Source organism: Rhodococcus sp. LMD, assembly GCF_056108245.1.
In genome coordinates, this window is record NZ_CM148557.1 from 1803769 (window position 1) to 1829859 (window position 26091).

27 protein-coding genes and 1 pseudogene are annotated in these 26091 nt (G+C 72.0%); 9 read left to right on the forward strand and 19 right to left on the reverse strand.

Translation table 11 applies throughout. From position 1 onward, the window contains the following. Positions 1 to 116: 116 nt before the first annotated feature. Positions 117 to 767 carry a hypothetical protein gene (locus ACWPQI_RS08460; RefSeq protein WP_040275857.1) on the reverse strand — a complete coding sequence of 217 codons (651 nt, stop codon included), beginning with the start codon at positions 765 to 767 and terminating at the stop codon, positions 117 to 119. 456 nt (positions 768 to 1223) lie between these two features. Here ACWPQI_RS08460 and ACWPQI_RS08465 point away from each other — a divergent pair, with 456 nt between their 5' ends. Together ACWPQI_RS08465 and ACWPQI_RS08470 are read left to right on the forward strand one after the other, a co-directional pair. Then, positions 1224 to 2354, forward strand: a complete 1131-nt coding sequence (locus ACWPQI_RS08465) for a hypothetical protein (protein WP_010595817.1) — start codon at positions 1224 to 1226, stop codon at positions 2352 to 2354. An 18-nt stretch (positions 2355 to 2372) separates the two neighbouring features. Next, on the forward strand, positions 2373 to 5207 hold the full coding sequence (locus ACWPQI_RS08470; RefSeq protein WP_301915123.1) for an FtsW/RodA/SpoVE family cell cycle protein: 2835 nt from the start codon (positions 2373 to 2375) through the stop codon (positions 5205 to 5207). Here ACWPQI_RS08470 and mreB read toward each other — a convergent pair whose 3' ends face one another. The 3 genes from mreB to ACWPQI_RS08485 form a co-directional block, all read right to left on the reverse strand. Beyond that, a complete protein-coding gene (gene mreB, locus ACWPQI_RS08475; RefSeq protein ID WP_017680388.1) occupies positions 5208 to 6197 on the reverse strand; it encodes a rod shape-determining protein in 990 nt (329 codons plus the stop codon). 172 nt (positions 6198 to 6369) lie between these two features. Further along, on the reverse strand, positions 6370 to 6648 hold the full coding sequence (locus tag ACWPQI_RS08480; protein ID WP_010595821.1) for a GNAT family N-acetyltransferase: 279 nt from the start codon (positions 6646 to 6648) through the stop codon (positions 6370 to 6372). A gap of 162 nt (positions 6649 to 6810) precedes the next feature. Next, positions 6811 to 7332: a hypothetical protein gene (locus ACWPQI_RS08485; protein WP_119699625.1), complete on the reverse strand. Its 522-nt coding sequence runs from the start codon at positions 7330 to 7332 to the stop codon at positions 6811 to 6813. 128 nt (positions 7333 to 7460) lie between these two features. Here ACWPQI_RS08485 and ACWPQI_RS08490 point away from each other — a divergent pair, with 128 nt between their 5' ends. After that, entirely contained in the window at positions 7461 to 7778 is a 318-nt protein-coding gene (locus ACWPQI_RS08490; RefSeq protein WP_010595823.1) for a hypothetical protein, read from the forward strand. Between the two features lie 22 nt (positions 7779 to 7800). Here ACWPQI_RS08490 and ACWPQI_RS08495 read toward each other — a convergent pair whose 3' ends face one another. From ACWPQI_RS08495 to ACWPQI_RS08515, 5 genes are all read right to left on the reverse strand, one after another. Further along, on the reverse strand, positions 7801 to 8424 hold the full coding sequence (locus tag ACWPQI_RS08495) for a Type 1 glutamine amidotransferase-like domain-containing protein (RefSeq protein WP_040275862.1): 624 nt from the start codon (positions 8422 to 8424) through the stop codon (positions 7801 to 7803). A gap of 11 nt (positions 8425 to 8435) precedes the next feature. After that, complete coding sequence (locus ACWPQI_RS08500; RefSeq protein WP_010595825.1) at positions 8436 to 9308, reverse strand: maleylpyruvate isomerase family mycothiol-dependent enzyme; 873 nt, start codon at positions 9306 to 9308, stop codon at positions 8436 to 8438. Continuing rightward, positions 9305 to 9745 (reverse strand): HIT family protein, encoded by a 441-nt coding sequence (locus ACWPQI_RS08505; protein ID WP_017680384.1) that lies wholly within the window; start codon positions 9743 to 9745, stop codon positions 9305 to 9307. The genes ACWPQI_RS08500 and ACWPQI_RS08505 overlap by 4 nt, the downstream gene beginning before the upstream one ends. A gap of 4 nt (positions 9746 to 9749) precedes the next feature. Then, positions 9750 to 10520 carry an SIR2 family NAD-dependent protein deacylase gene (locus tag ACWPQI_RS08510; RefSeq protein ID WP_029540155.1) on the reverse strand — a complete coding sequence of 257 codons (771 nt, stop codon included), beginning with the start codon at positions 10518 to 10520 and terminating at the stop codon, positions 9750 to 9752. A 171-nt stretch (positions 10521 to 10691) separates the two neighbouring features. Beyond that, entirely contained in the window at positions 10692 to 11057 is a 366-nt protein-coding gene (locus tag ACWPQI_RS08515) for a DUF488 domain-containing protein (protein ID WP_017680382.1), read from the reverse strand. A 259-nt stretch (positions 11058 to 11316) separates the two neighbouring features. On the opposite strand from ACWPQI_RS08515, the gene ACWPQI_RS08520 reads away from it, so the two are divergent. The 4 genes from ACWPQI_RS08520 to ACWPQI_RS08535 all read left to right on the forward strand — a co-directional run bounded on the left by ACWPQI_RS08520 (position 11317) and on the right by ACWPQI_RS08535 (position 14948). Continuing rightward, positions 11317 to 12429 carry a Re/Si-specific NAD(P)(+) transhydrogenase subunit alpha gene (locus ACWPQI_RS08520; protein ID WP_010595830.1) on the forward strand — a complete coding sequence of 371 codons (1113 nt, stop codon included), beginning with the start codon at positions 11317 to 11319 and terminating at the stop codon, positions 12427 to 12429. Continuing rightward, a complete protein-coding gene (locus ACWPQI_RS08525; protein WP_474738759.1) occupies positions 12430 to 12774 on the forward strand; it encodes an NAD(P) transhydrogenase subunit alpha part 2 in 345 nt (114 codons plus the stop codon). It begins immediately after the preceding gene. After that, complete coding sequence (locus ACWPQI_RS08530; protein WP_474738760.1) at positions 12771 to 14201, forward strand: NAD(P)(+) transhydrogenase (Re/Si-specific) subunit beta; 1431 nt, start codon at positions 12771 to 12773, stop codon at positions 14199 to 14201. Before ACWPQI_RS08525 ends, ACWPQI_RS08530 begins: the two co-directional genes overlap by 4 nt. A gap of 123 nt (positions 14202 to 14324) precedes the next feature. Beyond that, the gene (locus ACWPQI_RS08535; RefSeq protein ID WP_140188501.1) at positions 14325 to 14948 is read left to right on the forward strand and encodes an NADPH-dependent FMN reductase; all 624 of its coding nucleotides are present in this window, start codon (positions 14325 to 14327) and stop codon (positions 14946 to 14948) included. Here the strand turns inward: ACWPQI_RS08535 and ACWPQI_RS08540 are convergent. The 4 genes from ACWPQI_RS08540 to pdhA all read right to left on the reverse strand — a co-directional run bounded on the left by ACWPQI_RS08540 (position 14945) and on the right by pdhA (position 19510). After that, positions 14945 to 16051, reverse strand: coding sequence for an MFS transporter (locus ACWPQI_RS08540; protein WP_230831840.1), 1107 nt, complete (start codon positions 16049 to 16051; stop codon positions 14945 to 14947). The two genes, ACWPQI_RS08535 and ACWPQI_RS08540, sit on opposite strands and share 4 nt — an antisense overlap. 96 nt (positions 16052 to 16147) lie before the next feature. Then, entirely contained in the window at positions 16148 to 17416 is a 1269-nt protein-coding gene (locus ACWPQI_RS08545) for a dihydrolipoamide acetyltransferase family protein (RefSeq protein ID WP_010595836.1), read from the reverse strand. Between the two features lie 10 nt (positions 17417 to 17426). Then, complete coding sequence (locus ACWPQI_RS08550) at positions 17427 to 18410, reverse strand: alpha-ketoacid dehydrogenase subunit beta (RefSeq protein ID WP_010595837.1); 984 nt, start codon at positions 18408 to 18410, stop codon at positions 17427 to 17429. Further along, a complete protein-coding gene (gene pdhA / locus ACWPQI_RS08555; RefSeq protein ID WP_010595838.1) occupies positions 18407 to 19510 on the reverse strand; it encodes a pyruvate dehydrogenase (acetyl-transferring) E1 component subunit alpha in 1104 nt (367 codons plus the stop codon). The genes ACWPQI_RS08550 and pdhA overlap by 4 nt, the downstream gene beginning before the upstream one ends. A gap of 166 nt (positions 19511 to 19676) precedes the next feature. Between pdhA and ACWPQI_RS08560 the strand changes: the two genes are divergently transcribed. Then, positions 19677 to 20147: an Lrp/AsnC family transcriptional regulator gene (locus ACWPQI_RS08560; RefSeq protein WP_010595839.1), complete on the forward strand. Its 471-nt coding sequence runs from the start codon at positions 19677 to 19679 to the stop codon at positions 20145 to 20147. Positions 20148 to 20235: 88 nt separating this feature from the next. On the opposite strand, the gene ACWPQI_RS08565 is transcribed toward ACWPQI_RS08560, so the two are convergent. The 3 genes and pseudogenes from ACWPQI_RS08565 to ACWPQI_RS08575 form a co-directional block, all read right to left on the reverse strand. Further along, complete coding sequence (locus tag ACWPQI_RS08565) at positions 20236 to 21408, reverse strand: thiolase family protein (protein ID WP_040275877.1); 1173 nt, start codon at positions 21406 to 21408, stop codon at positions 20236 to 20238. Between the two features lie 93 nt (positions 21409 to 21501). Then, on the reverse strand, positions 21502 to 21978 hold the full coding sequence (locus ACWPQI_RS08570; RefSeq protein WP_010595841.1) for an acyl-CoA thioesterase: 477 nt from the start codon (positions 21976 to 21978) through the stop codon (positions 21502 to 21504). Then, positions 21975 to 23161: pseudogene (locus tag ACWPQI_RS08575) on the reverse strand (benzoate/H(+) symporter BenE family transporter). Before ACWPQI_RS08575 ends, ACWPQI_RS08570 begins: the two are co-directional and overlap by 4 nt. 80 nt (positions 23162 to 23241) lie before the next feature. Here ACWPQI_RS08575 and ACWPQI_RS08580 point away from each other — a divergent pair. After that, complete coding sequence (locus ACWPQI_RS08580; protein ID WP_407040783.1) at positions 23242 to 24078, forward strand: sulfurtransferase; 837 nt, start codon at positions 23242 to 23244, stop codon at positions 24076 to 24078. A gap of 10 nt (positions 24079 to 24088) precedes the next feature. Here ACWPQI_RS08580 and ACWPQI_RS08585 read toward each other — a convergent pair whose 3' ends face one another. The 3 genes from ACWPQI_RS08585 to ACWPQI_RS08595 are packed head-to-tail and all read right to left on the reverse strand — an operon-like array spanning position 24089 to position 26036. Continuing rightward, entirely contained in the window at positions 24089 to 24913 is an 825-nt protein-coding gene (locus ACWPQI_RS08585) for a shikimate 5-dehydrogenase (RefSeq protein ID WP_017681726.1), read from the reverse strand. 46 nt (positions 24914 to 24959) lie between these two features. Then, the gene (locus tag ACWPQI_RS08590; RefSeq protein WP_026137996.1) at positions 24960 to 25661 is read right to left on the reverse strand and encodes an HNH endonuclease family protein; all 702 of its coding nucleotides are present in this window, start codon (positions 25659 to 25661) and stop codon (positions 24960 to 24962) included. 48 nt (positions 25662 to 25709) lie between these two features. Continuing rightward, the gene (locus ACWPQI_RS08595) at positions 25710 to 26036 is read right to left on the reverse strand and encodes a hypothetical protein (RefSeq protein WP_010595846.1); all 327 of its coding nucleotides are present in this window, start codon (positions 26034 to 26036) and stop codon (positions 25710 to 25712) included. Between the last annotated feature and the right edge of the window lie 55 nt (positions 26037 to 26091).

The following is a 26091-nucleotide window of genomic DNA, read 5'->3' on the forward strand; positions in this document are numbered from 1 at the left end:
CTCGGCTCGGGAACGACGCGACGCTCCATGTCGTGCAGGCGCCGACAGTCCGGGCAGGCCACCCCTTCCTGGGTCGGTCGACCCGGCTTCGGTTCGTCCCGGCAGTGGCCGCACCCTCAGCCGCTTTCCGGCCGCGAGGGCATGCGCTGTGCCGTGACGGTCCCGGTGGAGCCGATGGCGGGGGCGAGCCGAAACAGTCCGGCCGCGGCGAGAAGATGCCACAGCGCGTGGCCCTGAAGGATACTGCTCGGCCGGCAGAGCGACGTCCGGTCGCCGAGGGTGCCCAGCACGGCACCGGACGCGAGGAGCAGTGCCGCGACGATCGTCGACCGCCGCAGGTCCGGACGGATGCGGGCGCGGTCGAGCGCGAGTCCGACTGCGACGACGGCCAGCAGCGCCTGCACGCCGGTGGAGACCGACGGCCCGGCGGCCACGACGGGAACCATCAGCAGCGGAACGACGCGCCACCACCACGGCGACAGCCGGGAGCCGAACCGGTCGGAGGCGGCGTCGACGGCGACGTAGGCGAGCAGTGTCGCAAGCGGGAGGTCGTGTGCGTACGCCTGCCACGGTGGGTTCGGTCCGTGCGCGACGAGGGATCCGGCGCCGACCGCGACGACGAGCAGGCCGTAGGTGACGCTCGCCGTGCCCCGGCGTGCGAGGACCGCGAGGCCGGCGACCACGAAGGCCAGGCTGCTGACGGTGGCCGCGGGCTGGCCGACGAGACCTGTGCCCCGATACAGCTCGCAGGCGTTCGCCAGCATCATGGTTCGAGGCTAGCCGCCGCGGGCCGGTCGCAGACGTGCGCAGTGGAACGGGGAATGGGATGCCGCCACCGGTCCGGGACGCGACGCGGTGCCCGTTTCGGGCGGGCTGCGCGGATCGGGAGCGAACGCGTGTGCCCGCCCGGCGGACGGCCGGTCGGACATACAGCCCGCATGCAGTCGGTGGACGGGACCGACCGGGTCTCGGATGAGTAAACAGCATGTCCGCCAGCGCGAGTCGGAGTTGAATGGAGACCCCAGGGGTAGTGGAACTCGACAACGACCAATCCCAAGTCATGGTTCACCGTCGCCCGTCCCGGTTGCGACCTGTACGGGCGGCGCAGCGGTTCGGGGTGCACGATGAGCGAAGCGGTGACAGAGCTCCCGGGGAGAAGGCGTGAGCCTGTCGAACCCCGATGGGACCCGTCCGTCCTCGGCGACGAGACTCGTGGCGACGGTGTGACGCTCCGGCGTCTTCTCGCGGTGGCCGCGCTGACCCGAGCGCAGACCGCACTGCTCGTCGACGATCTGATCTGCCGGGTCGAACGCCGTCAGCGCGGCGGTCCGAGCCGGCTGCGGGACGACGCCGTGACGGTGTCCGAGACCGGACGGCTCACGATCGCATGGAACGGGAGCGCGACGGACGGGCACGCAGCCGACGAGTCGGTGGCGAGGCTGCTCGGCAGCATCGTGACGAGCTGCCGCTGTCCGGAATGGGCCGACCGGGTGAGCGAATCGATCGGCGAAGCAACAGATCTCGAGGACCTGATGCACCGGGTTCGTCGCGTGGTCGCAGCCGACCGCGACCCGGCCGAGGAGTCCCGGGTGCGGAGCCAGCTCGCCGCGCTCGTCGCGGTGGTGGCGGGGCGCCGCGTTCCGGACGATCCGGTGGTGGCGCGGGCGGCTGCACCGCGGGGCCCGGGCAGCGGGGCCGGAACGTCCCTCGCACCGGCCGGCTGGTATCCACCGGCCGGCAGTGGGTGGCATCGCCGGCGGAGACGGCCGTCGCGACGGCAGGGGGTTCTCGGTCTCGTCGCACTCCTGATTCTCGTCGGGACGCTGTGGGCGGCACCGCGGGTGTGGGCGGAGCTGCGCCGCGGCTGGGATGCCGTCCTCAACCCGGTGGATACGGCGGAGCCGAACCGGATCGAGCCGGTCTCGCCTCCGCCGCCCGAACCCGTGGGCGGTCGAGACGAGCCGGCAGCAAGCGCAGGCACGACGGCCCCCGGACCGGTCCAGGTCGGTGCGCCGGCAAGCGCGGGACCGATCAGGCTGGTCACCGCCACCTTCGCCAACGGCGAGTGCGCGCCCGGACGCATGTGCGCCGTCCGCGTCGACGTACACCTCGACTCCGCGGCACGTGTCGGCACCGTGACCTGGGCGCTGAACGTCTACGACAGATGTTCCGGCGCGGTCGGCGCGAGCGCCGAGGTCTCGCTGGCCGCCCAGCCGGGCGATGAGGAGGTGTACGGAATCAGCTGGGCGGATCTGCCACCCGGTGGGGCGCTGGCTGTCGCCGCGGTGACCAGCGCCCCGGCAACAGCCGCCTCGGAGCCGCTGTCGGTGCCCGCCGAGAACGCGACCTGCTGAGGCGGCGGAGGAGGGGACATGGCCGAACGCCGGCGGGAATCCGATCCGTGGCTCGTAACCGCGGCCGTGGTCCTGGTCGTGCTCGGCCTGTTGAATCTGACCGCGATCGGGATGACGTCGCACGCCGTTCGGCACGCACTGTTCGCCGCGGCCGGTCTCGTCCTGATGCGCGTCGTCTCTCGCCTGCGGACGAGTGACCTGCGAGCATTCGGGTGGACGGTGCTCGCCGTGGCGACCGTGCTGTTGGCCGCGGTACCGCTCGCCGGGGTCGCGACGAAAGGCGCCCAGCGCTGGCTGGATTTCGGCGTGTTCACCGTCCAGCCCGCCGAACTCGCCAAACTCGCTGTCGTGCTGGTCCCGGCCGGCATCCTGGCCGGTGGCTTCACCCTCGGCCGGTTCGTGGCGGCCCTGACGGCCACCGGGGTACCGATCGCGCTCGTCGCGCTGCAACCGGACCTGTCGACTGCCCTGGTGCTCGTCGCGACGGTCATGGTCATGCTCATCCTGGCCCGGGTGCCGCTGCTGCCCCTGCTGCCGTTGTTCGCGGTGGGAGTCGCGTCGCTGCCGCTCGCCGTTCTCGTCCTCCGCCCCTACCAACTCGAACGCGTGCACGTGTTCCTGTCGAGCAACGTCGACCCGAGCGGGGCGGGGTGGGCCGCGCTCCAGGCGGATATCGCCATCGGCAGCGGCGGCTGGTGGGGTCTGGCGCGAGACCCCCTCTACGAGGTGAGAGCCGACTATCTCCCGGAATCGGAACACGATCTCGCCTTCGCGAGCGTCGTGTACGGATGGGGACTGTTCGCCGGCCTGGCAGTCGTGGTGGCCACCACGGTGATCGTATGGCGGGCCGTCCTCGCCGCCCGCACCGCCCGGACCCGTGAGGCGGCGCTGGTCGCGGCGGGGATCGGCGCGTCGTTCGGGATCCACGCCCTGGTATCGATCGGTGCGAGTCTGTCGCTGATCCCGCACACCGGCATGCCGATCCCCCTGTTCAGCTACGGGGGGACTGCCGCGGTCGTCGCATTCGTGGCAGTCGGACTGGTACTCGCGGTGCGCAGGGACGGCGTCGCGCGGCCGCTGTGGCGTCCGGACCCGCGACGGCACCGTCGACTGCGAGGGGTCTCGGCAGGGGCCGTCGGCCTGACAGCGTCGCTCGTCGCGATGTCGATGGTCACCTGGCAGCTGCAACACGTCCGCGGTGCGGAGCTGCGCACCGCGGGCGAGGCGCAGATGATGCGCTGTATCCGGCTGCCCGCCGAGCGCGGTCTCATCGTCGACCGCAACGGTGTGCCGCTCGCGCTGAACGCCGCGGAGTACGCCGTCGCCGTCCTGCCCGAGGTGTTCGACGAGCACGATGCGGACTCGCGCCCGCGACTCGCTGCGCTGATCGGCCTCTCCCCGGACGAACTGGCCGAGGTGATGGGTGGACGTGCCGAAGGGGAACCGCAGGTCCTCGTCGGCAGGGTCGCGCCCGAACAGGCTCGGCAGGTCGTGAATGCGCGACTTCCCGGGATCCTCGTCGCCCCGTCCGGCCGCAGGACGTACCCGCACGGCGCGACGCTCGCGTCGGTACTCGGCCATGTCGGGGTCGCCGACCAGCAGGACATGCAACGCTGGCCGCATCTCGCGCTCGGATCGCGGGTCGGCAAGGCCGGACTCGAGAAGCAGTACGACGCGTTGCTGCGCGGCAGCGACGGCAAGCAGTGCATGTACGTCGATCCGACGGGACGTCCGGTCGCCCCCGGCACGCGGGTGGACCCGATACGGGGACACGACCTGCGGTTGCACCTCGACATCGGTCTGCAGGACCTGGCGACCACTGCGTTGACCGAGGCCGTCCGCACCAGCGGAGGCGACCTGGGCGCCGCGATCGTGATGGACGCCCGCACCGGAGCGGTACGGGCGATGGCCAGCGTGCCCGGATTCGACAACAACGCCTACGGCCCGCCGGCCGACCTCGTCGCCCTCGCGGCGCAGGCTCAGTCGTCCGGACCGGGGGCGATGGTCAACCACGTCGCCCAGACCGCCGCACCGCCCGGGTCGACGTTCAAGATCGTCACCGCCGCCGCGAACGCCGAGAACCCGGTTCTGGCACCGGAGACCGTGATCGCCACGGGCGCGGCCTACACCTACGGCGGGCACACCTTCCGGAACTGGCAGCCGATGGGGCCGCACGACCTGCTGCAGGCGATCCAGTGGTCCGACAACGTCTACTTCTACCGCCTGGCCGAGCTCCTCGGTCCCGAGCGGATCGCCGCGGTCGCCGGGCAACTCGGCGTGGGGCAGCGATCGGGAATCGACCTGCCGGGCGAGGCCGAAGGTTTCCTCGGCACGCCGGAGTCGGTGGCACGGATCGGGGCCACCTGGTATCCGGGCTCCACCCTGCTGATGGGCATCGGCCAGGGCACCGTCAGCGCGACCCCGCTGCAGGTGGCGCGGTGGACGTCGGGCATCGCTACCGGTGCGATGGTCACCCCTCGGCTCGCGGCGGCGTACGGGTCCGAGGACAACATCCCGATTCCCACGGCGCAGCCGCGCCGGCTGCCCTTCGCCGACCGGCTCGACCCCGTTCGAGCGGGGATGCGGGCGTCGGCGTCGGCCGGTACGGCCGGGCAGCTGGCCGATCTGCCGGTGCAGGCGGGCGCCAAGACCGGCACGGCGGAGGATCCGTCGGCACCCGGGGAGGGTCTGAACGCCTGGTTCTCCGCGGTCGCGCCCCTGGACGCGCCCGAGATCGTGGTGTCGGTGCTGGTGCGCGGCGGCGGGTTCGGGTCGGCGACCGCCGGGCCGGTGGTCGAGAGACTCCTGCGGTGGTACTTCCCGTCACCGCCGGTCGTGGAGTCGAATCGGTGATCAGCTGCTGTACGCCGCCACCACCTCGGGGTGCTCCAAGCAGGCCTTGGCGCCTTCCGCGACGCAGGTGAGGGGACGCTCCGCGGTCTTCACCGGGAACCCGAAGGCCTCCTCGAGCAGCTGCGACAGACCGCGCAGCATCGCCCCGCCACCGATGGTGAGCAGCCCCTCCGACATCACGTCGCCGATCGCCTGGGCGGGCAGGTCCTCGAGGCAGTCGGTCAAGGTCTGCACGATTCCCGCCGTCGTGGGTCGCAACGCATCCACGATCTCCTCGGTCTCGAGCGTGACCAGCCGGGCGCGGCCGGTGACGGCATCGCGTCCCTCCACGACGAGGGCCTGCCCGTCGGGCGTTCCGGGGGTGGCCACCTTCGCCCGCTCGGCGGTGAGCTCGCCGACGACGATCTTGTGCTCCGCGCGCAGGTACTGGTACAGCGCGTTGGTCAGTTCGTCTCCGGCGAGTCGGCAACTGCGATGGGAGAGGATGCCGCCGAAACAGATCGCGGTGACTTCCGAAGTGCCGCCGCCGATGTCCACGACGAGGTGGGCACGTGCCTCGAGCGGGTTGATGCCGCAGCCGAGGGCGCCGGCGACCGGCTCCGGCACCAGACCGACCTTCCGAAGGCCGGCCTCGTGTCCGACCTCGAGCACCGCGCGACGCTCGAGGGGCGTGGCCCCTGCGGGAACCGAGATCACACCCTTCGGTCGCAGACCGTAGGACCGGTGCGGGGCAACCCGTTTGACGACGGCCGTGACGAAGGTGCGGGCCGACTCCAGATCCACGATCACGCCGTCGCGCATCGGGCGAACCGGGGTGATGCCGACGGGGGTGCGACCGACCAGATCACGCGCATCCTGACCGATCGCGAGTGCGCGATGCGGGTCCTTCGTGCGAACCAGCAGGAACGACGGCTCGTTGAAGACGACGCCGTCTTCGGGGGTGGCGACGACTGTGTTGGCAGTGCCGAGATCGATTCCGAGTCCACCCATGTCGGCCTCCGAAGGGTTCGAACCGAGACCGTCTCGATGTTACGCAGCACCGGCTCCGCGGGGGCGGATATGGCGTGTCACCGACGAGGACGTCCGTTCGTCGCCGACCGTGCCCGTGCCCGTGCCCGAGCCCGACGCCGCCGGGAACCCGCGTCCCGGGATCCGCTGCGGGTCAGTTGCGGTATTCGGGGTTCGCGTCGAGGAACTTCGCGACGTACCAGCACGAGGCCGCGATCTTCAGACCCTCCGAGCGGGTCGTGTCGAGAGCGTGGCGGACCACCTCGGCGGCGAGTCCGTGGCCGCGGAACTGGGGCTGGGTGACGGTGTGGTCGAAGTCGCGCACCCCGTCCGAGTCGGTGTAGTCGGCGAACGCGGCGAGGGTGTCCCCGGTGTACAACGCGAACCTGGACTGGCCGGGGTGATGTTCGATGCGGTGCTCGTCGTTGGTCACACCATCGACCCTACCGGCCTGCACGCGGGCAGTGGGATCTGCCCGAGCCGGTAATGGGCCCGGGGTGGGATGCGATGTTCTGGTTGTGGACCTGTGTCGCGGGCGGGCCGGTACGAGTGGTGACGTGGTGGTGACGCGATGCAGGCGACGGCGGCGACGGGGTCAGGCGGGGACCTGGCCGGCGGGGGGGTGGGCCGCGCGGACGGCGTCGACGAACGCGGACTTGCGCGCCAGGTAGCGGTCGCGGAACTCGTCGAGATCGTCGGTCCCGTCGCTCGAGACGGCGGTGAGGTAGCCGAAGAGGGCGACCGCGGCGGTGAGCACCGGCTCGGGGGCGGACAGCCGCATCTCGTTGACGATCGCGTCGAGGTCGACGATGCCGCGGGCGACGGAACGCAGGTGCAGGTCGTCGGACTGCAGGGCTTCGGCGAGGTCGGCCTCGGCGAGGGCCGAGTGATCCGCCTCGAACAGATGGTTGTAGACACTGTCGGCGGCGTGCAGGAAGCGGACCTGCAAGGCGCGATCGGCCGCCCGCAGGGGCGCGGCGACGGTGGCGGCCCGCCGCGACGGTCGCGCGCCGATCCGGGTGGCGAAGACGCCGAGCAGGACGCCGGCCGCGAGTCCCACCGGTACGGCCCACCAGGGCGCCGCACCGCTCGTGAGCAGGTCGGTCAGTGTCTCCACCGTAGGAATGCTAACAGCGGAAGTCACATCAGTCGCACCAGTCACTCTGTTACCGAATCGTGCCGCCGGTGCGATCGGGTGGTTGTGGCAGGTCACTAACGTCAACGGTCGTTCGAAGGAGGTGCCGTATGACCGCATCCGTGCTGTCGGACGCACGACTCGTCCGCGCCCTGTCCGACGAATTCCTCTCGCGGCGGGTCGATTACCAGGCTCTGGAGAGCCTTCACCACGGGAACGTGGCGGACTGGGCCGCGGCGGCGAGCCGGGTCGCGGCGCTGTCGGACGAGGAGGAACGGCAACTCGTGCTGCGCTGGCGGGACAATCCCCGGGAACTGCTCGACATCCTGCTCGCCCGCGCCGACGAGGTCACCGCCCGCCGGTGCCGCACGGCCTGGGTCTCCCTCGACCGGTTCGCGCCGTTCGTCCACGCGAGCAGCGGCCCGTGAGCGACCGCGCCGGTACGCCCACTCACGCCTCGTCCACGACGATCACCTCGTCGTCGTCGAGTGCCCGGAACGGCAGCCGCTGCTGCGCGAGATATTCCAGCGTCCGTGCGACGCCCGCGTCGGCCAGGGCCGAGTCCCCGGCGTGCGGGACGATCGCGTAGTCCACCCACCCCAGACCGTCCCAGCGGGCCGGAACCCCGCAGACGACGTCCGCCTCGCCGGGGTCGTCGGAGAATTCGAGACCGCGCAGGGACGGCGTCACCAGGCAGGCCCCCGCGCTGTACCCCGCGTAGGCCGTCCGGCCGGAACGGACCAGGTCCGTGAGGATCTCGTCCCCGCCGCACAGGGCGAGCCGCGTGCGCAGCACGAACGTGTTGCCGCCGCGCACCCACAGCGCCCCGAACCGCGACAGCGCGGCTCGCAGCGACTCGGGCGAGCCGACGTGGTCCCGCAGGTCCACCTCGGCGGGTTCGTATCCCAGTGCGCGCAACGGCGCCAGCTCGCTCGCCACCGCCGAGTCGCGGGCCCGGGGAGGCCACGCGTCGGCCGCGTTGGCGATCACCGCGATCGGGCATGGGCCTCGGGTGACCCCGAGCAGCAACCCGGGGTCCGCGCCGAACCGGTAGGACGACAGGAACAGCCGCACGGAGCTGCCGCTCAGATCACGAAGGCGAGGTTGTCCACGATCCGCCGGCCGACCGTCGTGTCGCCGCCGAGGGCGATCTCGTCGAGGTGTTCGAACGCGTGCACACGGCCGCCGGCGAGCCGCACGAACAGGCGCGAATCCATCGCGACGGTGCTCGTCGCCGGACCGGACAGGGCCGGCACGACCGCGGCCCGGCCGTCCACCTCGACGTGAACGGTGCGGGCGAGCGGGCCGCTCAGCTCGAACGTGATCCGTGACCCGGCGGGAGCCTTGCCGAGCTTGCCGACAGCGAATGCGAGGGCCCCGAAGATCTCCGCGGACGCGAGTTCGGCGCGCGCGCCGCCCTCGTCGCCGGGGACGCCGAGCGCGTCTCGGAGGTCGAGTTCGTGCATCCAGCAGTCGAAGATGCGGATCCGCATGAACCGGCCGTAGGTCGCCTGGCCGACCGGGGTCGTCGCCGGTGCCTCGAAGTCCGCCTGGGTCATGGCCGCGAGCTGCTCCCGGCGACGGGCGACGATCTCCCGGTAGCGGGCCAGGACCTCGTCGCCCGGCGTGCCGCGCAGGGACTCGATCCAGCGTTCGTTGAAGGCGCCGATCTCGTTGCGGACGTGGCCGAGGGCGTGCACGTCGATCGCGACGTGCGGCGTCTCGACGCCGGCGAGCATCGACTCGGTTCCGATCAGGTGCGCCGTGATGTCCTTGACGGTCCAGCCGGGCAGGGAGGTGGGCGTGTACCAGGTGTCCCCATGGACGTCGGCGAGCAGCCCGTCGATGGCGTCGAACTGCTCGAGGAGCAGCGTGCGGATCGGTTCGACCGGGAACTCCGGCGTCTCCTTCGTATCCGGCGCAGTGCTTCCGGGAGCCGGGGTGTTTCCGTGTGTCACAGTGCGTCCTCCGCTTCGAGACGGGCCAGACCGGCGCGGATCGCCGCGCCGGTGGCCTCCGGGTCGTGGGGTCGGCGCCGCAGCAGTCCTGCCGCAAGGCGCAGCTTGTCGCCGCGCCGTCGCGGCAGCACGTGCAGATGCGCGTGGAAGACGGTCTGGAAGGCGGACCGACCGTCGTTGAACACCAGGTTGGCACCGTCCGCGGCGAGGTCCGAGCGTTGCATGCCGCGGGCGATGCGCTGCCCGGCGCGGAACAATGCGGCGCCGTGCCCGGGATCGAGATCGTCGAGCCGGGGTGCGTGAACCCGCGGCACCACCAGGGTGTGGCCCCGGGCGATGGGCCGGATGTCGAGGAAGGCCAGCACGTCGTCGTCCTCGTACACGCGCACTGCCGGGCCGTCGCCGCGGACTATGGCGCAGAACACGCAGGAGTTCACCCGCTCACTGTAGGCGGGGCGTCCGATCCGCGGCGACTGCGGCGACGAGTTGCGGCAGGCCCACTGCCGCGGCGGTGCGCCAGACCTCGTCCATCTGATCGGACAGGCCGGTCTCCTCGGGGTTGACCTCCACGACGGGGATGCCGTGCCGGCGAGCCAGCGAGGGCAGGCCGGCCGCGGGGTACACGATCCCCGACGTGCCCACCACGAACACCAGGTCGGCGGCGAGGACGGAGGCGGTGGCGGCCTCCCAGGGGCCGGTCGGCAGCGGCTCGCCGAACCACACGACGCCGGGCCGCACGTCGCCGCCGCACGCGCCGCAGTCCGGTGGGTCGAGGCGGGCGACCGTCTCCGTGGGGGCCTCCGGGGGATCGGCGGGCGTGCCGCAGTCGGCACACCGCGGCGAGAACAGGCTGCCGTGCAGGTGCGAGAGCACGGGACTGCCGGCGCGCTCGTGCAGGTCGTCGACGTTCTGGGTGACGATCGACAGTTCCACGGCCTGTCCCCAGTCGGCCAGCGCCCGATGGCCGGCGTTCGGCTGCACTCGCCGGACCAGGGCCACGCGCCACTGGTACCAGGCCCACACGGACGCGCGGTCGCGCTCCCATGCCTCCGGGGTCGCCAGGTCGGCCGGGTCGAAGCGTTCCCACAGACCGGTCTGTGCGTCGCGGAACGTGGGCACGCCGCTCTCGGCGGACATCCCGGCGCCCGTGAGCACGGCGATCCGTCGTGCACGCCGGGCCAGACGGAGGATCCGCGGAGGGGGAATGGTCATCGGTTCAGGGTAGGGGGCCGGGACCGGACTCGTCGGTCCCCTTCTCGTCGTGGAGGAGGACGGCGCCGCAGCGCGGGCACGGGGCCTCCGGTTCCTCGAGGAAGAAACCGCAGTCGGGACAGACGCGATGCATCCAGCAGACGGGGTCGCCGCCGGCGTCCGGCACATCGTTCATCGCGCACCCCGCATCCGTTCCGCGAGGACGGCGGCGCCGCTGTGCTCGACGTCCCGGGTCGCGGTGAGCAGGACGATCGACCGGCCGTCGGCCAGGGCGTCGACGCGCGCCAGCGCGGCCCGCGCGTCCGGGCCGTCCAATTCGGTCAGGTACCGGTCGCGGAACTCGGCGAACTGCGACGCGTCGTGCGAGTACCACTTGCGCAGTCCGGTCGACGGCGCCAGGTCCTTGGCCCAGTCGTCGTGGTGGAACGCGTCCTTGCGCAGGCCGCGCGGCCACAGTCGGTCGACGAACACCCGGAACGCCTCCTCGTCGCCCGGATGGTCGTAGACGCGCTCGACGACGACACTGCGACGTGCCATGGACTCGTGCCTCCTCCCTCACGGCCGATACGGCAGAATTGTGAAGTGAACTACCTCACATTCTGGCACCGACTCACTGTTCGGACTCGATTCAGACGAAACCGAACGGTTGCGCCCCCGACCTGGGCGCGGTACGTCTGACTGGGCTCATCGCCCATAGTGCACGGCCCGAGTCGGCCGCTCGTCGCACATGACCCGCCGCTCATCGCGGTGAGGTGCCGATTCAACGCAGGAGTCGAAAACTTTGGAAACCGAGGATATGGGTACGGGACGTGCGGTGACAGCGCGACCCACCGTCGGCGTCGTTCGGGAAACCAACGACGGCGAGCGGCGGGTCGCGCTGGTGCCGATGATCGTGCCGTCGTTGATCAAGAAGGGGCTCGACGTGGTCGTCGAGTCCGGGGCCGGGCTCGGTGCGCTGATCCCGGACGAGGCCTACGCCGAGGCCGGGGCGCGGATCGGGGACGGGTGGTCGGCGGACGTGGTGCTCAAGGTGGCGCCGCCGTCGGACGCGGAGGTCGCGCGGCTGCGGTCGGGGCAGACCCTGATCGGGTTCCTCGCCCCCCGTAACGCCGAGAACCAGATCGGGGCGCTCACCGCGGCCGGGGTGCAGGCGTTCGCCGTCGAGTCGATCCCGCGGATCTCCCGCGCGCAGGTGATGGATGCGCTGTCGTCGCAGGCGAACGTCGCCGGGTACAAGGCGGTGCTGGTCGCCGCGTCGGAGTCCACCCGGTTCTTCCCGATGCTCACCACCGCCGCGGGCACGGTCAAGCCGGCGACGGTGCTGGTGCTCGGTGTCGGGGTGGCCGGGCTGCAGGCGCTGGCCACGGCCAAGCGTCTCGGTGGGCGCACCACCGGGTACGACGTGCGGCCGGAGGTGGCCGACCAGGTCCGCTCGGTCGGGGCGCAGTGGCTCGATCTCGGGATCGCCGCGGCCGGTGAGGGCGGGTACGCCCGCGAGCTCACCGAGGACGAACGCGCGCAGCAGCAGGCGGCGCTCGAGGAGGCCATCAAGGGCTTCGACGTGGTGATCACCACCGCGCTGGTGCCGGGCCGGCCCGCGCCGCGGCTGGTGACCGCCGCCGCCGTGGAGGGCATGAAGCCCGGTTCGGTGGTGGTGGATCTGGCCGGGGAGACCGGCGGCAACTGCGAGCTGACCGAACCGGGGCAGACCGTGGTCAAGCACGCGGTGACGATCTGCTCGCCGCTGAACCTGCCCGCGACCATGCCCGAGCACGCCTCGCAGCTGTATTCGAAGAACGTCGTGGCCCTGCTCGAGCTGATGCTCGACGAGAACGGCGGGCTCGCCCCGGACTTCTCCGACGAGATCCTCGCCGGCGCGTGCGTGACCCGCTCGAAGGAGAACGTCTAGATGTATACGGAACTGTTGGCGAACATCGCGATCCTGGTGCTGGCCGGGTTCGTGGGCTTCGCCGTGATTTCGAAGGTGCCCAACACGCTGCACACCCCGCTGATGTCGGGCACCAACGCCATCCACGGCATCGTGGTGCTCGGTGCGTTGGTGGTGTTCGGGCATCTGCCGGCCGATGCGCCGTGGAGCATCAAGGTCATCTTGTTCGTGGCGCTGGTGTTCGGCACGCTCAACGTCGTCGGCGGGTTCGTCGTCACCGACCGCATGCTGGGGATGTTCAAGCCGAAGAAGCGGGTGCCGGTGCAGGCCGCCCCGGCGGAGCAGAAGGGAGCCGACGCGAAATGAGCTACCTCGTCTCCGTCCTGTACATCGTCGCGTTCGCGATGTTCATCTACGGTCTGATGGGCCTGACCGGCCCGAAGACCGCGGTGCGCGGCAACTACATCGCCGCGGCCGGCATGTTCGTCGCGGTCGTCGCCGTGCTGATCGACATCCGCGAGACCGGCAACTGGCTGTGGATCGTCGCCGGCCTGGCCGTGGGTGTGGTCCTGGGTGTGCCGCCGGCGCTGCGCACCAAGATGACCGCGATGCCGCAGCTGGTGGCGCTGTTCAACGGTGTCGGCGGCGGCACCGTCGCGCTGATCGCGTGGGCGGAGTTCCTCGACTCGGACGGGTTCACCACCCTCGACGAGGAGCCCACGGTGCACGTGGTGGTCGGCTCGCTGTTCGCCGCGATCGTCGGCTCGGTCTCGTTCTGGGGCTCGCTGGTGGCGTTCGCCAAGCTGCAGGAGCTGCTGAACAAGAACCTCGAACGCCGCCTCGTCGGCGCGGCCAAGGCCTTCCAGCTGGCCAACATCGTGCTCGCGCTGGCCTCGATCGCGATCGCCGTGTACATCGGCCTGCGCGCCGACCCCGCGGGCGAGCCCACCTCCGCGGTGTGGATCGTCGGGCTGCTGGTCGTGGCCGGGCTGATGGGCCTGTTCGTGGTGCTGCCGATCGGCGGCGCCGACATGCCGGTGGTGATCTCGCTGCTCAACGCCCTGACCGGTCTGTCCGCGGCGGCCGCGGGTCTGGCGCTGAACAACCAGGCGATGATCGTCGCCGGCATGATCGTCGGCGCGTCGGGTTCGATCCTGACCAACCTGATGGCCAAGGCGATGAACCGGTCGATCCCGGCGATCGTGTTCGGCTCGTTCGGCGGCGACGGCGGCGCCGGCGCCGGCCCGGCCGGGGCGGGCGGCACCGTCAAGGCCACCTCCGCCTCGGACGCGGCGATCCAGATGGCCTACGCCAACCAGGTCATCGTGGTGCCCGGCTACGGCCTGGCCGTGGCGCAGGCGCAGCACGCGGTCAAGGAGATGGCGGCAATGCTCGAGGACAAGGGGGTGGAGGTCAAGTACGCCATCCACCCGGTCGCCGGCCGGATGCCCGGGCACATGAACGTCCTGCTCGCCGAGGCCGAGGTGCCCTACGAGGCGCTCAAGGAGATGGACGACATCAACGGCGAGTTCTCCCGCACCGACGTCACCATCGTCATCGGTGCCAACGACGTCACCAACCCCGCCGCCCGGCAGGATTCGTCCAGCCCGATCTACGGCATGCCCATCCTCAACGTCGACCAGTCCAAGTCGGTCATCGTGCTCAAGCGCTCGATGTCCTCCGGCTACGCCGGCATCGACAACCCGCTGTTCACCGCCGACCAGACCTCCATGCTGTTCGGCGACGCGAAGAAGATGGTCTCCGAGGTCACCGAGGAACTCAAGGCGCTGTAAGCAGTTCGGCGCGCCCGGGGCGTCCGCACGGAACACCGTGCGGACGCCCCGTTCGTGTGCGACCGTCGAAGGCGGCAGGCGGGCCGCGCCCGGCCCGTCGCACCGACGGAAAGGACGCGTCCCGTGACCGAGCACCCCGCGACCGAGCCTTCGGGGACCGAGCAGCCCCGGACCGGCACCGACAGGACCTACAAGGTCGGATATTTCGTCGGCAGCCTGTCGTCCACCTCGATCAACCGGATCCTGGCGAAGGCACTGATCCGGCTCGCGCCGTCGGATCTCGACTTCGTCGAGATCCCCATCCGGGACCTGCCGCTCTACAGCCCCGACTACGACGCGAACTACCCGCCCGAGGGGGCGGCGCTCAAGGACGCGATCGGCGCCGTCGATGCGGTGCTGTTCGTCTCACCCGAGTACAACCGGTCGATTCCCGGCGCCTTGAAGAACGCCATCGACTGGGCGTCGCGGCCGTGGGGGCAGAACTCGTTCGATCACATCCCGGCGGCCGTGATCGGCGCGTCCATCGGCGCGATCGGCACCGCCGTCGGGCAGCAGAGCCTGCGCGCCGTGCTGAGCTTCTGCAACGCCCGGCAGATGACGTCGCCGGAGGCGTACATCCACTACACGCCCGAGGTCTTCGGCGACGACGGCAGCGTGCACAACGCCGGCACCGAGGACTTCCTCCGCAACTACATGCGCGAGTTCCGCGACCACGTCGTGCGGGTGCTGACCGTGCTGCCGCGTTAGCCGACCGATTCGTCCACCCGCTCGAGCGCGCGCCGGCTCCGCTCACCGACGGAGCCGGCGAGGGCGGCGGCGGCGAGCACGCACGCCAGCGGCACCGTCATCGCCACGGTGAGCGAGGTCGCCTCCGACAGCCAGCCGATGGTGGCGGGGCCCGCCAGGAACCCGATGTATCCCATGCCGACGACGCGGGACATGTTGCGGCCCGGGGCGCGGGCATCGATGTTCCCGGCGGCGCTGAAGATCTGCGGGACGGCCCCGGACAGGCCCAGCCCGAACAACGCCCACCCGGCGAGCGTCACCGGCAGCCACGGGGAGGCGATGACGGTGCCCATCCCGGCCCCCGCCAGCAGCGTGCCGTACCGGACGACGGCGACGGCACCGACGCGGGCGCTGACCCGGTCCGCGACGAAGCGCCCGAGCGTCATCGTCGCGGAGAACGCCCCGAAGGCCAACGCCGCGACCGCGTCCGGGCTGCCCAGCTGTTCCTTGACCTGCAGGGCACTCCAGTCGTTGGCGACGCCCTCGCTGAGCATCAGCATGAACGCGAGCCCGCCGAGCAGCAGCACCCGCCGCGAGTATCCGCCGCGCGGGCCGGACCCGTGCCGGTGCTCGACCCGCGGCACCCGCACGAGGTGCGGCGCCGCGACCACGACGACGAGCATGCCGACGAGGCCGGCCCCGCCCAGGGCCACCGCCGGGGCGAGTCCGGCCGCCAGGGTGCCCGCCCCCACCAGCGACCCGGCCACCCCGCCCACCGAGAACAGCCCGTGGAACGCGGCCATGATCGGCCGCCGGTAGCGTTGCTCGACCGCGACGGCCTGCGAGTTCATCGACACGTCCAGCGCGCCGTTGGCGAACCCGAACACCGCGAGCGCGGCACCCAGCTGCCAGGCCGCGCCGGCCAGACCGGGGCCGACGGTCGCCGCCGCCAGCAGCACTGCCGCGGTGACGGTGGTGCGGTCGCTGCCGAACCGGTCGGCGAGCGGACCGGTGGCCTGCATCCCCGCGATCGCGCCCGCCGCGAGGACCAGCAGCAGGGAACCGAGCGTGGCGTGGTCGATGCCGACGCGCTGCTCGATCGCGGGGATGTGCACCACCCACATCGCGAGCAGGAACCCGTTGACGCCGAAGGTCGCGAACACGGCCGCGCGGGCACGGCGAAGATCGTGAGCGCTCACATGTCCCGACGCTACCGGCCCTCAGATGCCGGCGAGCAGTTCCGGCACCGGGTCGGTGAGGATCGCGCCGATCTCGGCCAGCGCCCGCGCGGCCTGCTCACCGTCGACGAGCCGATGGTCGAACGACAGCGACAGCGTCGTGACCTGCCGGACGGCGAGCTCGCCGTCCACCACCCACGGACGCGGGCCGATCGCACCGAGCGCGAGGATGGCGGTCTCCCCGGGATTGAGGATGGGGGTGCCGGTGTCGACCCCGAACACGCCCACGTTGGTGATCGACACCGTGCCGCCGGTCAGCTCCGCCGGGGTGGCCCGGCCCGAGCGGGCCGTCTCCGCCGCCCGGGCGACGGCGTCGGCGAGGTCCGGCAGCGACAGGCGGTCGGCGTCGTGGATCACCGGCACCATCAGTCCCGCGTCGGTGGCGGTCGCGATGCCCAGGTTGACGTAGTGACGGGTGACGATCTCCTGGTGCTCCTCGTCCCACGCCGCGTTGAGGACCGGTTGGTGCGCGAGCACCCGCAGCAGCGCCTTGGCCACCACGGTGAGCGGCGTGGGATGCCGCCCCTCGAAGGCCGCCGCGCCGCGGAGCCGGGAGACGAGCTCGACCGTCGCCGTGACGTCGCAGGTGAGGAACACGGTGACGTGCGGGGCGGTGAAGGCACTGCGCGCCACTGCGGCGGCGGTGCGTCTGCGGATCCCGTGGATCGGGGTGCGGGTCTCGCGCGGCGGTCCGGCTTCCGGCGGCTGCGTGTCGCGGGCCTCCGCGGCCCGGCGCACGTCGGGCACGGTGATCACCCCGCCCGCACCGGTGCCGGTCACCCCGGTGAGATCCACGCCGAGCTCCCGGGCCTCGCGGCGGGCGGACGGCTTGGCGTCCGGCCGGTGCCGCGCCCCGGCCGGCGCCTGCGGGGACGGCGCCGCCGCGGCGCGTGCCGCGCGCCTGCTCGCCGGGGCCGCGCCCGGACCGTAGCCGACGAGCACCTGCACGGGTCCGCCGCCGTCGCCCGCGCCGGGGAGAGTGAACCGGATCAGCGGATTCCCCACGGGCACGCTGTCGCCGGGTTCGGCGAGCAGTTCGGCGACCGTCCCGGCGTACGGGGACGGCAGTTCCACGGTCGCCTTGGCGGTCTCGACCTCCGCGATCACCTGGTTGAGCTCGACCCGGTCCCCGACGGCCACGGTCCACGACACCAGTTCCGCCTCGGTCAGGCCCTCACCGAGGTCCGGCAGCCGGAACACCTCGCTGTGCCCGCCCGCCACGTCGCCGCGCTCGCTCACGCTCTGCTCCATGTCCCGGTCCTCACGCCGCGAGGCTGCGGTCGACGGCGTCGAGGATGCGGTCCGGGTCGGGCAGGTGGTGCGCCTCGAGTTTCGCCGGGGGATAGGGGATGTCGAATCCGCCGACCCGCAGCACCGGCGCCTCGAGCTGGTAGAAGCAGCGTTCCGAGAGGCGGGCGGCGATCTCGGCGCCGATGCCGCAGAACAGCGGTGCCTCCTGCACCACGACCAGGCGTCCGGTGCGCCGCACCGACGCCTCGACGGTGTCGAAGTCGACGGGCGAGACGGACCGCAGATCGATCACCTCCACGGAATGCCCCTCGGTCTCGGCGATCTGCGCGGCCTGCAGGGCGGTCGCGACCATCGAGCCGAACGTCACGACGGTGACGTCCGTGCCCGCGCGGGTGACGCGGGCCCGGTCCAGCGGCAGCTCCGGCTCCGCGTCGAGATCGACCTCGGCGCGGTCCCAGTACCGGCGCTTGGGCTCGAGGAAGATCACCGGATCGTCGAGGGCGACGGCCTGCTGGATCATCGCGTAGGCGTCGGCCGGGTTGCTCGGGCTGACCACCCGCAGTCCGGCGGTGTGCGCGAAGTACGCCTCGGGTGACTCGGAATGGTGTTCGACCGCCCCGATCCCGCCGCCGTAGGGGATGCGGATGGTCAGCGGTGCGGTGACCCGCCCGGCGGTGCGGTAGTGGATCTTGGCGACCTGCGAGACGATCTGGTCGAACGCGGGGTAGACGAAGCCGTCGAACTGGATCTCGCACACCGGTCGGTAGCCGCGCAGCGCCATGCCGAAAGCCGTTCCCACGATCCCGGATTCGGCGAGGGGGGTGTCGATGACGCGGTTGTCGCCGAAGTCCTTCTGCAACGTGTCGGTGACGCGGAAGACTCCGCCGAGCCGGCCGACGTCCTCTCCCATGATCACCACCTTGCGGTCGTGTTCGAGGGCCCGGCGCAGGCCGGCGCCGAGGGCGGCGCCGAGGGCCAGGGTGGTGGTGGTCATGACAGCGCCTCCTCGTGGGTCGCGTTCTCGAAACCGGCGAGGTAGTCGCGGTAGCGGGTGCGTTCCTCGGCGATCGCCGGGTGGTCGGTGGCGTAGACGTGGTCGAACATGCTCAGCGGCTCCGGATCCCGGGCGCCGAGGGTGCCGGCGCGCAACCGGGCCGCGGCCTCGTCCGCGGTGGCGCCGACCTCGTCGAAGAACCCGGCATCGGCGTGGCCCTCGCGCTCGAGCAGCCGGTGGAGCCGGTCGATCGGATCCCGCATCCGCCACAGTTCGGCCTCGGCCGGGGTGCGGTAGCGGGTGGGGTCGTCGGAGGTGGTGTGCGGGCCCATCCGGTAGGTGACGGCCTCGACGAACGACGGGCCGCTGCCCTCCCGTGCGTGCCGGGTGGCCTGGCGGGTGACGGCCAGCACCGCGAGCGCGTCGTTGCCGTCGACCTGCACGGCCGGCATTCCGTACCCGGCGGCGCGCTGCGCGATCGGGACGGGACTGTGCGAGTGGACCGGGTTGCTGATCGCCCAGTGGTTGTTCTGGCAGAAGAAGACCACGCCCACCCCCCATGCGACGGCGAAGCCGAGCGCCTCGGCGATGTCGCCCTGACTCGTCGCGCCGTCGCCGAAGTAGACGACGGTGGCGATCTCGGCGCCGTCGAAGTGGGCGCCCATCGCGTAGCCGGTGGCGTGCAGCCCCTGGGAGCCGACGACGATCGCGGGGTTGGTCATGTTCACGGCGGCCGGGTCCCAGCCGGAGTGGGCGCAGCCCCGCCACAACCGGGTCATGTCGGCGGGGTCGACGCCGCGGCACCAGGCCACGCCGTGCTCGCGGTAGCTGGTGAAGACGTAGTCGTCGCGGTGCAGGGCGTGCGCGGAGCCGACCTGAGCGGCCTCCTGGCCGAGCAGTGGTGCCCACAGTCCGAGTTCGCCCTGCCGTTGCAGCGCGGTGGCCTCGGCGTCGAGGCGGCGGACGACGACCATGTCGCGGTACAGGGCCCGGAGTTCGTCGGGTCCGACGTCGGCGACGAGCGCGGAGTACTCGGGATTGTGGACCCGTCGACCGTCGGGCTGGATCAGCTGGATCGGGTAGGCAATCTTGTCGACCACCGTGCACCACCTCGCTATGGCGGGACCGGTCGCCCTCGTGAGGCGCCCGGACAAACCTGTGTTGTACATCACATGATCCACGCGGGGTGCAGGTGCGCAATCGATCGTCGCGTGATTGTGCAGCAAGCACGGTTTCGGGGGGTCCGGCGCTGTCATACTGCGAAACATGACCAGTCTCGATGCCACCGACGCCCGGATGCTGCTCGAGCTCGCGCGCACCCCGCGGGCGACCGGGGTGGAGTTGTCCCAGCGTCTCGGGCTGTCCCGGAACACGGTGCAGGCACGGCTCGCGCGGTGGGATGCGGAGGGGGTTCTCGGCTCGTTCGAGCGCCGGGTGGATCCGCGGGCGCTCGGCTACCCGCTGGCCGCGTTCGTCGCGACCCGGGTCGATCAGCACCGGCTCGACGCCGTCGTCGCGGCCCTCGGGCAGATCCCGGAGGTCACCGAGGTGTACGGCATGACGGGGCAGACGGACCTGTCGGTGAAGGTGGTCGCGCGGGACGCCGACGATCTCTACCGGCTGGCCGGGCAGATCCTCGAGATCCCCGGTGTCGAGCGCACCAACATGGCGCTGGTGATGCGCGAACTGGTGGGTCCGCGCACGGCGCCGCTGCTCGAGCGGCTCGCGCAGCGCTGAGGCGCCTTCCGCGCAGCGCTGAGGCGCCTTCCGTGCAGCGCTGAGGCGCCTTCCGGGACCGAACCCGGAAGGCGCCTCGGCGTGCGGGCTAGAGGATTTCGTAGATCGTGGCGTTGGCGGTGCCCCCGCCCTCACACATGGTCTGCAGACCGTAGCGGCCGCCGGTGTGGCGCAGGTGGTGGATCAGGGTCGCGGCGAGACGACCGCCCGAGGCGCCGAGGGGGTGGCCGAGGGCGATCGCGCCGCCCAGGGGGTTCAGCTTCTCGCTCGGTGCGCCGGTCTCGCGCTGCCATGCGAGCGGCACGGAGGCGAAGGCCTCGTTGACCTCGAACGCGTCGATGTCGCCGAGCGAGAGTCCCGACCGCTTCAGCGCCAGGGCGGTGGCCGGGATCGGACCGGTGAGCATCTTGACCGGGTCGTCGCCGGTGACGACGGCGGTGTGCACGCGCGCGAGCGGCGTCAGCCCCAGTGCCTTCGCCTGCTCCGACGTGGTGATCAGCAGCCCGGAGGCGCCGTCGGAGATCTGCGACGCGTTGCCGGCGGTGACCACGCCGTTCTCCCGGAAGGGGGCCTTCAGGCCGGCGAGCTTGTCGACGGTGGAGCCGCGCCGGATGCCCTCGTCGGAGTCGATCACGGTGCCGTCCGCCAGCGTGTAGGGCGCGATCTCGTCCGCGAACCGGCCCTCGTCCTGGGCCCGGGCGGCACGCTCGTGCGAGCGGACGGAGTACTCGTCGAGTTCGGTGCGCGAGATGGCCCACTGCTCGGCGATGATCTCGGCCCCGACGCCCTGGTTGAAGCGGCCGTTGAAGCCGGGCGCGGTGAGCTCGTCGGCGTACCGTTCGCGCGCCGGGCCGCCCATCTGCCCGGTGCCTTCGGGCGCGGAGGAGCCGAGCGGGATCGCGGACATGATCTCCACGCCGCCGGCGACGACGAGGTCGGCCTGGCCGGAGATCACCGCGGCGGCCGCCGTCGAGACGGCCTGCTGGGACGATCCGCACTGCCGGTCGATGGTGAAGCCGGGCACCGACTCCGGCCAGCCCGCACCGAGCACCGCCATGCGGCCGATGTTCCCGGACTGCATGCCCACGGACTGCACGGTGCCCCAGTGCACGTCGTCGACGAGGCTCGGGTCGATGCCGGTGCGCTCGGCGAGGGTGCGCAGGACGTGGGCGGACAGCTCGACGGCGTGAACGCCGGACAGGCCGCCGCCCCGCTTGCCGATGGGGGTGCGGACGGCTTCGACGATGACTGCATCGCGCATCTTCGGATCACTCTCTGTCGGGGACGTGCGGATGCCCCGGAGTGTAATCCGGTAGATGAATATGATGCCAAGCGGATGCTTGGTGGGTGGGAACTACTCCGCCGGGGGCGTCACCAGTTGCGCGACCGCCTTCTTGATCTCCTTGGGGATCGCCACGGGACGTCGCGTGCGGGTGTCGACGTACACGTGCACGAACCGCCCGGTCGCAGCCGCCTGCAGACCCCCCTCGCCGTCCTCCCGGAAGATCGCCAGCGAATAGGTCACGCTGCTGGTTCCCAGCCGCTCCACCGCCAGGCCCACGCGCAGCCGGTCCGGGAACGACAGCTCCGCCAGATACCGGCACGACGTCTCCGCGACCACGCCGATCGCGTCCAGCTCCCGGATGTCGACCCCGGTCGTGGCCATCAGCCACCCGTTGACGGCCGAGTCGAAGTACGAGTAATAGGTGACGTTGTTGACGTGGCCGTAGTGGTCGTTGTCCGCCCACCGGGTCTGCATCGGCCACAGGACCGGAAACCGGGCGGGAACGGGTGGGTCGGCGGCGGGCGTCGTCGGCTGGCGGTTCGTCACCGTCCTGACGATAGTCCCACGCGGACGGCAAGTCCGACCATCAACGCCCAGAATGCCGATCCGATACCGAACATGCTCCAACCGGACGCCGCGACCAGGAACGTCACGACCGCTGCTTCGCGTTCCGGCGCGTCGCGCAGAGCCGAGGCCAGCGCCCGCCGAGCGTCGCGAGCAGGGCCAACCCGGCCACCGCCTCCACCACACCGTCGGGCGCCGTCGCCACGACCGTCGCGAGCCCGGTCGAGCACACCGCCAGCGCCAGGTAGGACCAGCCCGCGCACCACGCGACCACCCATCGGCGCGCCGGGTCGGGCTCGGCCTCGGGCGCCGCCGCCAGCGCGGCGCTGATCGCGGCGAGATTGATCGCGTGCCCACCGGCCGTCGCTCCCGCGACGGTGCCGAGCCCCGTGACCGTCATCGCCGCCCGCCACGGCGTGGCGTAACCGAACGAGTCGAGCACGGCCGTGCCCGGGATGTTCTGCGACGCCATCGTCACGATGTAGAGGGGGAGGGCGATGCCGAGCAACGCCTGCCACGTCCACGCCGGGGCCGTGAGCTCGAGCGCCGGCACCAGCTCCCGCGCCGCCGGCGCGGTTCCCGAGCGCACCAGATGGATCGCGACGACCACGGCCGCGGCCCCGAACGCCCCCGGCACCGCCCAGCGTGGCCGCAGCCGCTGCAGCACCAGCCACGTCGCCACCACCGGCAGGATCGCGGCGGGCGCGTCCATCACGCCCTCGACCGGGGCGAGGCAGAGCGGCACGAGAATCCCGGCGAGCATGGCCTGCGCCAACGATGCGGGGATCGCCGCGATCAGCGCGCCGAGGCGCGGCCACAGCCCCGTCAGGACGATCGCGGCGCCCACGACGACGAACGCGCCCACCGCCGCCGGCCAGCCGCCCGCCACCACACCGGTGCCCGCGAGCAGCGCGGCGCCCGGCGTGGACCACGCGAGCGTGATCGGCGTGCGGAACCGCCGTGCCAGCCACAGGATGCCGAGACCCTGGGTCAGGCAGAGCGCCGACAACCCCGAGGCCGCCTGCGACGGCGACGCCCCCACCGCCTGCAACCCCGTCAGCACCACCGCGAACGAACTGGTGAACCCGACGAGAGCGGTGACGACGCCCGCCCCGAGCGGCCGGATGAGCGAGTCGGGACGACTGGGCGCGGGGGCATCGGACACGGGCGGCAATTCTGCCGCAGCGGACCGGCACCGCCCGCGCCGCCCGGCACCGCCCGCGCCGACGTGTCAGGATCGGGGGCATGGTTGCCGATCCCGTGCTGATGACCGTGGACGAGCTGGCCGGCCTCGTCGAGGCGGGCACGCCTCCGGTGCTGCTCGACGTGCGATGGTCGCTCGACGACCCGGACGGCGAGGACCGCTACCGCGAAGGCCACATCCCCGGAGCGGTGTACGTCGACCTCGCCACCGAACTCGCCGACCCCGGATCTCCCGGCCGCGGCCGGCACCCGCTGCCCGACGTCGCCCGGCTGCAGGACCATGCCCGCCGGTGGGGGATCGACAACGGCGACACCGTCGTCGTCTACGACGACACCGGGGGCCTTGCCGCCGCCCGCGCCTGGTGGCTGCTGCGCTGGGCGGGTCTGAAGGACGTGCGCCTGCTCGACGGCGGGCTGCCGCTGTGGACGGCGACGGGCCGTGCTCTGGCGGCGGGCCCCGGCGAATTCGTCGAGTCCGGCTCGGTGACCCTGCGCGGCGGCTACCTGCCCACGGTCGACATCGACGAGGCCGGGCGATACCCCGCGCGGGGAACCCTGCTCGACGCGCGAGCCGCCGCGCGCTACCGCGGCGACGAGGAGCCGGTCGACCCGCGCGCCGGGCACATCCCCGGCGCGGTCAGCGCCCCCGCCACGGACAACCTCCGGGCGGACGGCACGTTCCGATCCGCCGAGGAACTCGCCGCACGATTCACCGCACTGTGCGGGGACCGTCCCGTCGCCGTGTACTGCGGGTCCGGGATCACCGCGACCCACGACATCGCGGCACTGGCCGTGGCGGGTATCGAGGCCGCGCTGTTCCCGGGGTCGTGGTCGCAGTGGTGCCAGGACCCGGCCCGGGAGGTCGCCACCGGGGCGTGAGGACCCGCGATCACCCCTGCGAGCGGGAGAACTCCGACGCGCGGCGCACCTGCTCGGGCGTCGGGGTCACCCCGGTGTACAGCGCGAACTGCTGCGCCGCCTGCAGGGCGATGACCTCGGCGCCGGTGATCACCGGCAGCCCGTGCGCGCGGGCCGCACGGATCAGCGGTGTCTCCGGGGGCATCGCCACGACGTCGAACACCGTCGACGCGGCGGCCACCGCGGCCGCGGGGAACGGCAGCTGCTCCGATTCGCGACCACCGGTCATCCCGACGGGGGTGGCGTTGACGAGCAATCCCGGCGTGCGTCCGTCGAGCTCGGTGCGCCAGTCGAACCCGTACTGCCGAGCCAGGGCGGCTCCCGTCTCCTCGTTGCGGGCGATCACCGACACGTCGGTGAACCCGCTGTCGCGCAGGGCCGCCACGACGGCCTTGGCCATCCCGCCGCTGCCCGCGACGGCCGCCGGCATCCCCGGGTCGACCTCGTGCTCGCGGAGCAGGTCCGCCACCGCCTGGTAGTCGGTGTTGTAGGCGTGCAGCACGCCGTCCTCGTTGACGATCGTGTTGACCGACTCGATGGCGCGCGCCGAGTCGTGCAGCTCGTCGATCAACGGAATCACGGCCTCCTTGAACGGCATCGACACCCCGCACCCCCGGATGCCGAGGCCGCGGATCCCTGCCACGGCCGACGGCAGATCGGTGGTGGTGAACGCCTTGTACACGTAGTCGAGACCGAGCTCGTCGTAGAGGTAGTTGTGGAAGCGGGTGCCGATGTTGCTCGGCCGTCCCGACAGGGAGATGCACAGACGGGTGTCCTTGGTGATGCGCGAGAGCATGCGTGCCACGCTAGTTCCCGTCGCGAGGACGCGGGGCACGGCGCCCTCAGCACGCGGCGATCGTCGCCGCCAGCGCCTCCCGGTCGGCCGCCGTGATCGGCAGCCCGTACCGCACCGCCACCGACAGGTACTTGCCCGCGAACCAGCAGCGGTACGCCACCGCGGGCGGCAGCCACTCGGCCGGGGTGTGATCGCGCTTGTCCTGATTCGCCGGCCCGTCCACCGCGATCAGGTTGAAGGCGACGTCGTTGGCGAACTGCCGGCGCCGCTCGACCGGCCACTCCGCCGCACCGAGGTCCCACGCCGCCGCCAGGGGATAGATGTGGTCGATCTGCACGGCTCGGCCCTCGGCGCGACGGAACTCGAGCCGGGCACCGGTGTAGGGGTCGGACAGCGTGCCCGACAGCACGATGCAGTCGCCGCTGCCGGGCCGGAACGCCACGTCGCGCAGATCCCGGGCGAGCACGTTGTTGCGGGTGTCGCACCCGTCGCGCCCACCCGGGCCCGGATGATCGTCCGACCACGCCTCCCCGAACACACATCCCTCGCCCGGCCCGCACCCGCGCTCGTACCCCGGCACCTGCGGCCGGTGCGGCACCACCGCCGCCCGCGCCAAGAGTTGTTCGAGCGCGCCGCGTGCGGGGCTGCCCGGTGCCGGTGGCGCGTTCGACTCGATCCGGTCCCACCCCCACGACACGGCGATCGCGACCGCCACCACCAGCCCCCAGAAAACTGCGCCCCCTCGCACGCGGACATTCTCACCGATCGCCCCGACAGCGCCGGCGCCGGCGCCGGCTCAGCCGTCGGTCGTCAACGGAAACCGGACCGCGTGGATGGATTCGATGGTGCGGCCGTCGTGCCCGACGATCCACGACCCGCCGTGCTGCTTGCACTCGGCGACCCGGTCGAACACGGTCAGCAGGAAGAACACCGCCTGCTCCGCGGTCGTGGTGGCGGCGAGCCGATGGGACTCACCGTGTTTCGTTCCGTCGAGCCACACGCCGCACTGTCCGTCGAGTCGCATCGCGGTGACGTGCTCGGAGTCGACGAACGCGTACTTGACCTGCTCCCACGGGGTGTGGGCGCTGTAGGTCTGCTCGAGGACCTGGATCATGATCGACATCGCAGTCTCCTGGTGGGTGCACCTGCAGCCCAGTGTCCTCCGGGGGCCCGGCCCG

Bases quoted from the DNA above. Each gene is read 5' to 3' on its own strand.
- ACWPQI_RS08460 (WP_040275857.1), bottom strand. From the start codon at position 767: ATGATGCTGGCGAACGCCTGCGAGCTGTATCGGGGCACAGGTCTCGTC.
- ACWPQI_RS08470 (WP_301915123.1), top strand. From the start codon at position 2,373: ATGGCCGAACGCCGGCGGGAATCCGATCCGTGGCTCGTAACCGCGGCC.
- mreB (WP_017680388.1), bottom strand. From the start codon at position 6,197: ATGGGTGGACTCGGAATCGATCTCGGCACTGCCAACACAGTCGTCGCC.
- ACWPQI_RS08490 (WP_010595823.1), top strand. From the start codon at position 7,461: ATGACCGCATCCGTGCTGTCGGACGCACGACTCGTCCGCGCCCTGTCC.
- ACWPQI_RS08510 (WP_029540155.1), bottom strand. From the start codon at position 10,520: ATGACCATTCCCCCTCCGCGGATCCTCCGTCTGGCCCGGCGTGCACGA.
- ACWPQI_RS08515 (WP_017680382.1), bottom strand. From the start codon at position 11,057: ATGGCACGTCGCAGTGTCGTCGTCGAGCGCGTCTACGACCATCCGGGC.
- ACWPQI_RS08520 (WP_010595830.1), top strand. From the start codon at position 11,317: ATGGGTACGGGACGTGCGGTGACAGCGCGACCCACCGTCGGCGTCGTT.
- ACWPQI_RS08525 (WP_474738759.1), top strand. From the start codon at position 12,430: ATGTATACGGAACTGTTGGCGAACATCGCGATCCTGGTGCTGGCCGGG.
- ACWPQI_RS08530 (WP_474738760.1), top strand. From the start codon at position 12,771: ATGAGCTACCTCGTCTCCGTCCTGTACATCGTCGCGTTCGCGATGTTC.
- ACWPQI_RS08540 (WP_230831840.1), bottom strand. From the start codon at position 16,051: ATGTGGGTGGTGCACATCCCCGCGATCGAGCAGCGCGTCGGCATCGAC.
- ACWPQI_RS08545 (WP_010595836.1), bottom strand. From the start codon at position 17,416: ATGGAGCAGAGCGTGAGCGAGCGCGGCGACGTGGCGGGCGGGCACAGC.
- ACWPQI_RS08550 (WP_010595837.1), bottom strand. From the start codon at position 18,410: ATGACCACCACCACCCTGGCCCTCGGCGCCGCCCTCGGCGCCGGCCTG.
- ACWPQI_RS08560 (WP_010595839.1), top strand. From the start codon at position 19,677: ATGACCAGTCTCGATGCCACCGACGCCCGGATGCTGCTCGAGCTCGCG.
- ACWPQI_RS08565 (WP_040275877.1), bottom strand. From the start codon at position 21,408: ATGCGCGATGCAGTCATCGTCGAAGCCGTCCGCACCCCCATCGGCAAG.
- ACWPQI_RS08580 (WP_407040783.1), top strand. From the start codon at position 23,242: ATGGTTGCCGATCCCGTGCTGATGACCGTGGACGAGCTGGCCGGCCTC.
- ACWPQI_RS08585 (WP_017681726.1), bottom strand. From the start codon at position 24,913: ATGCTCTCGCGCATCACCAAGGACACCCGTCTGTGCATCTCCCTGTCG.
- ACWPQI_RS08595 (WP_010595846.1), bottom strand. From the start codon at position 26,036: ATGTCGATCATGATCCAGGTCCTCGAGCAGACCTACAGCGCCCACACC.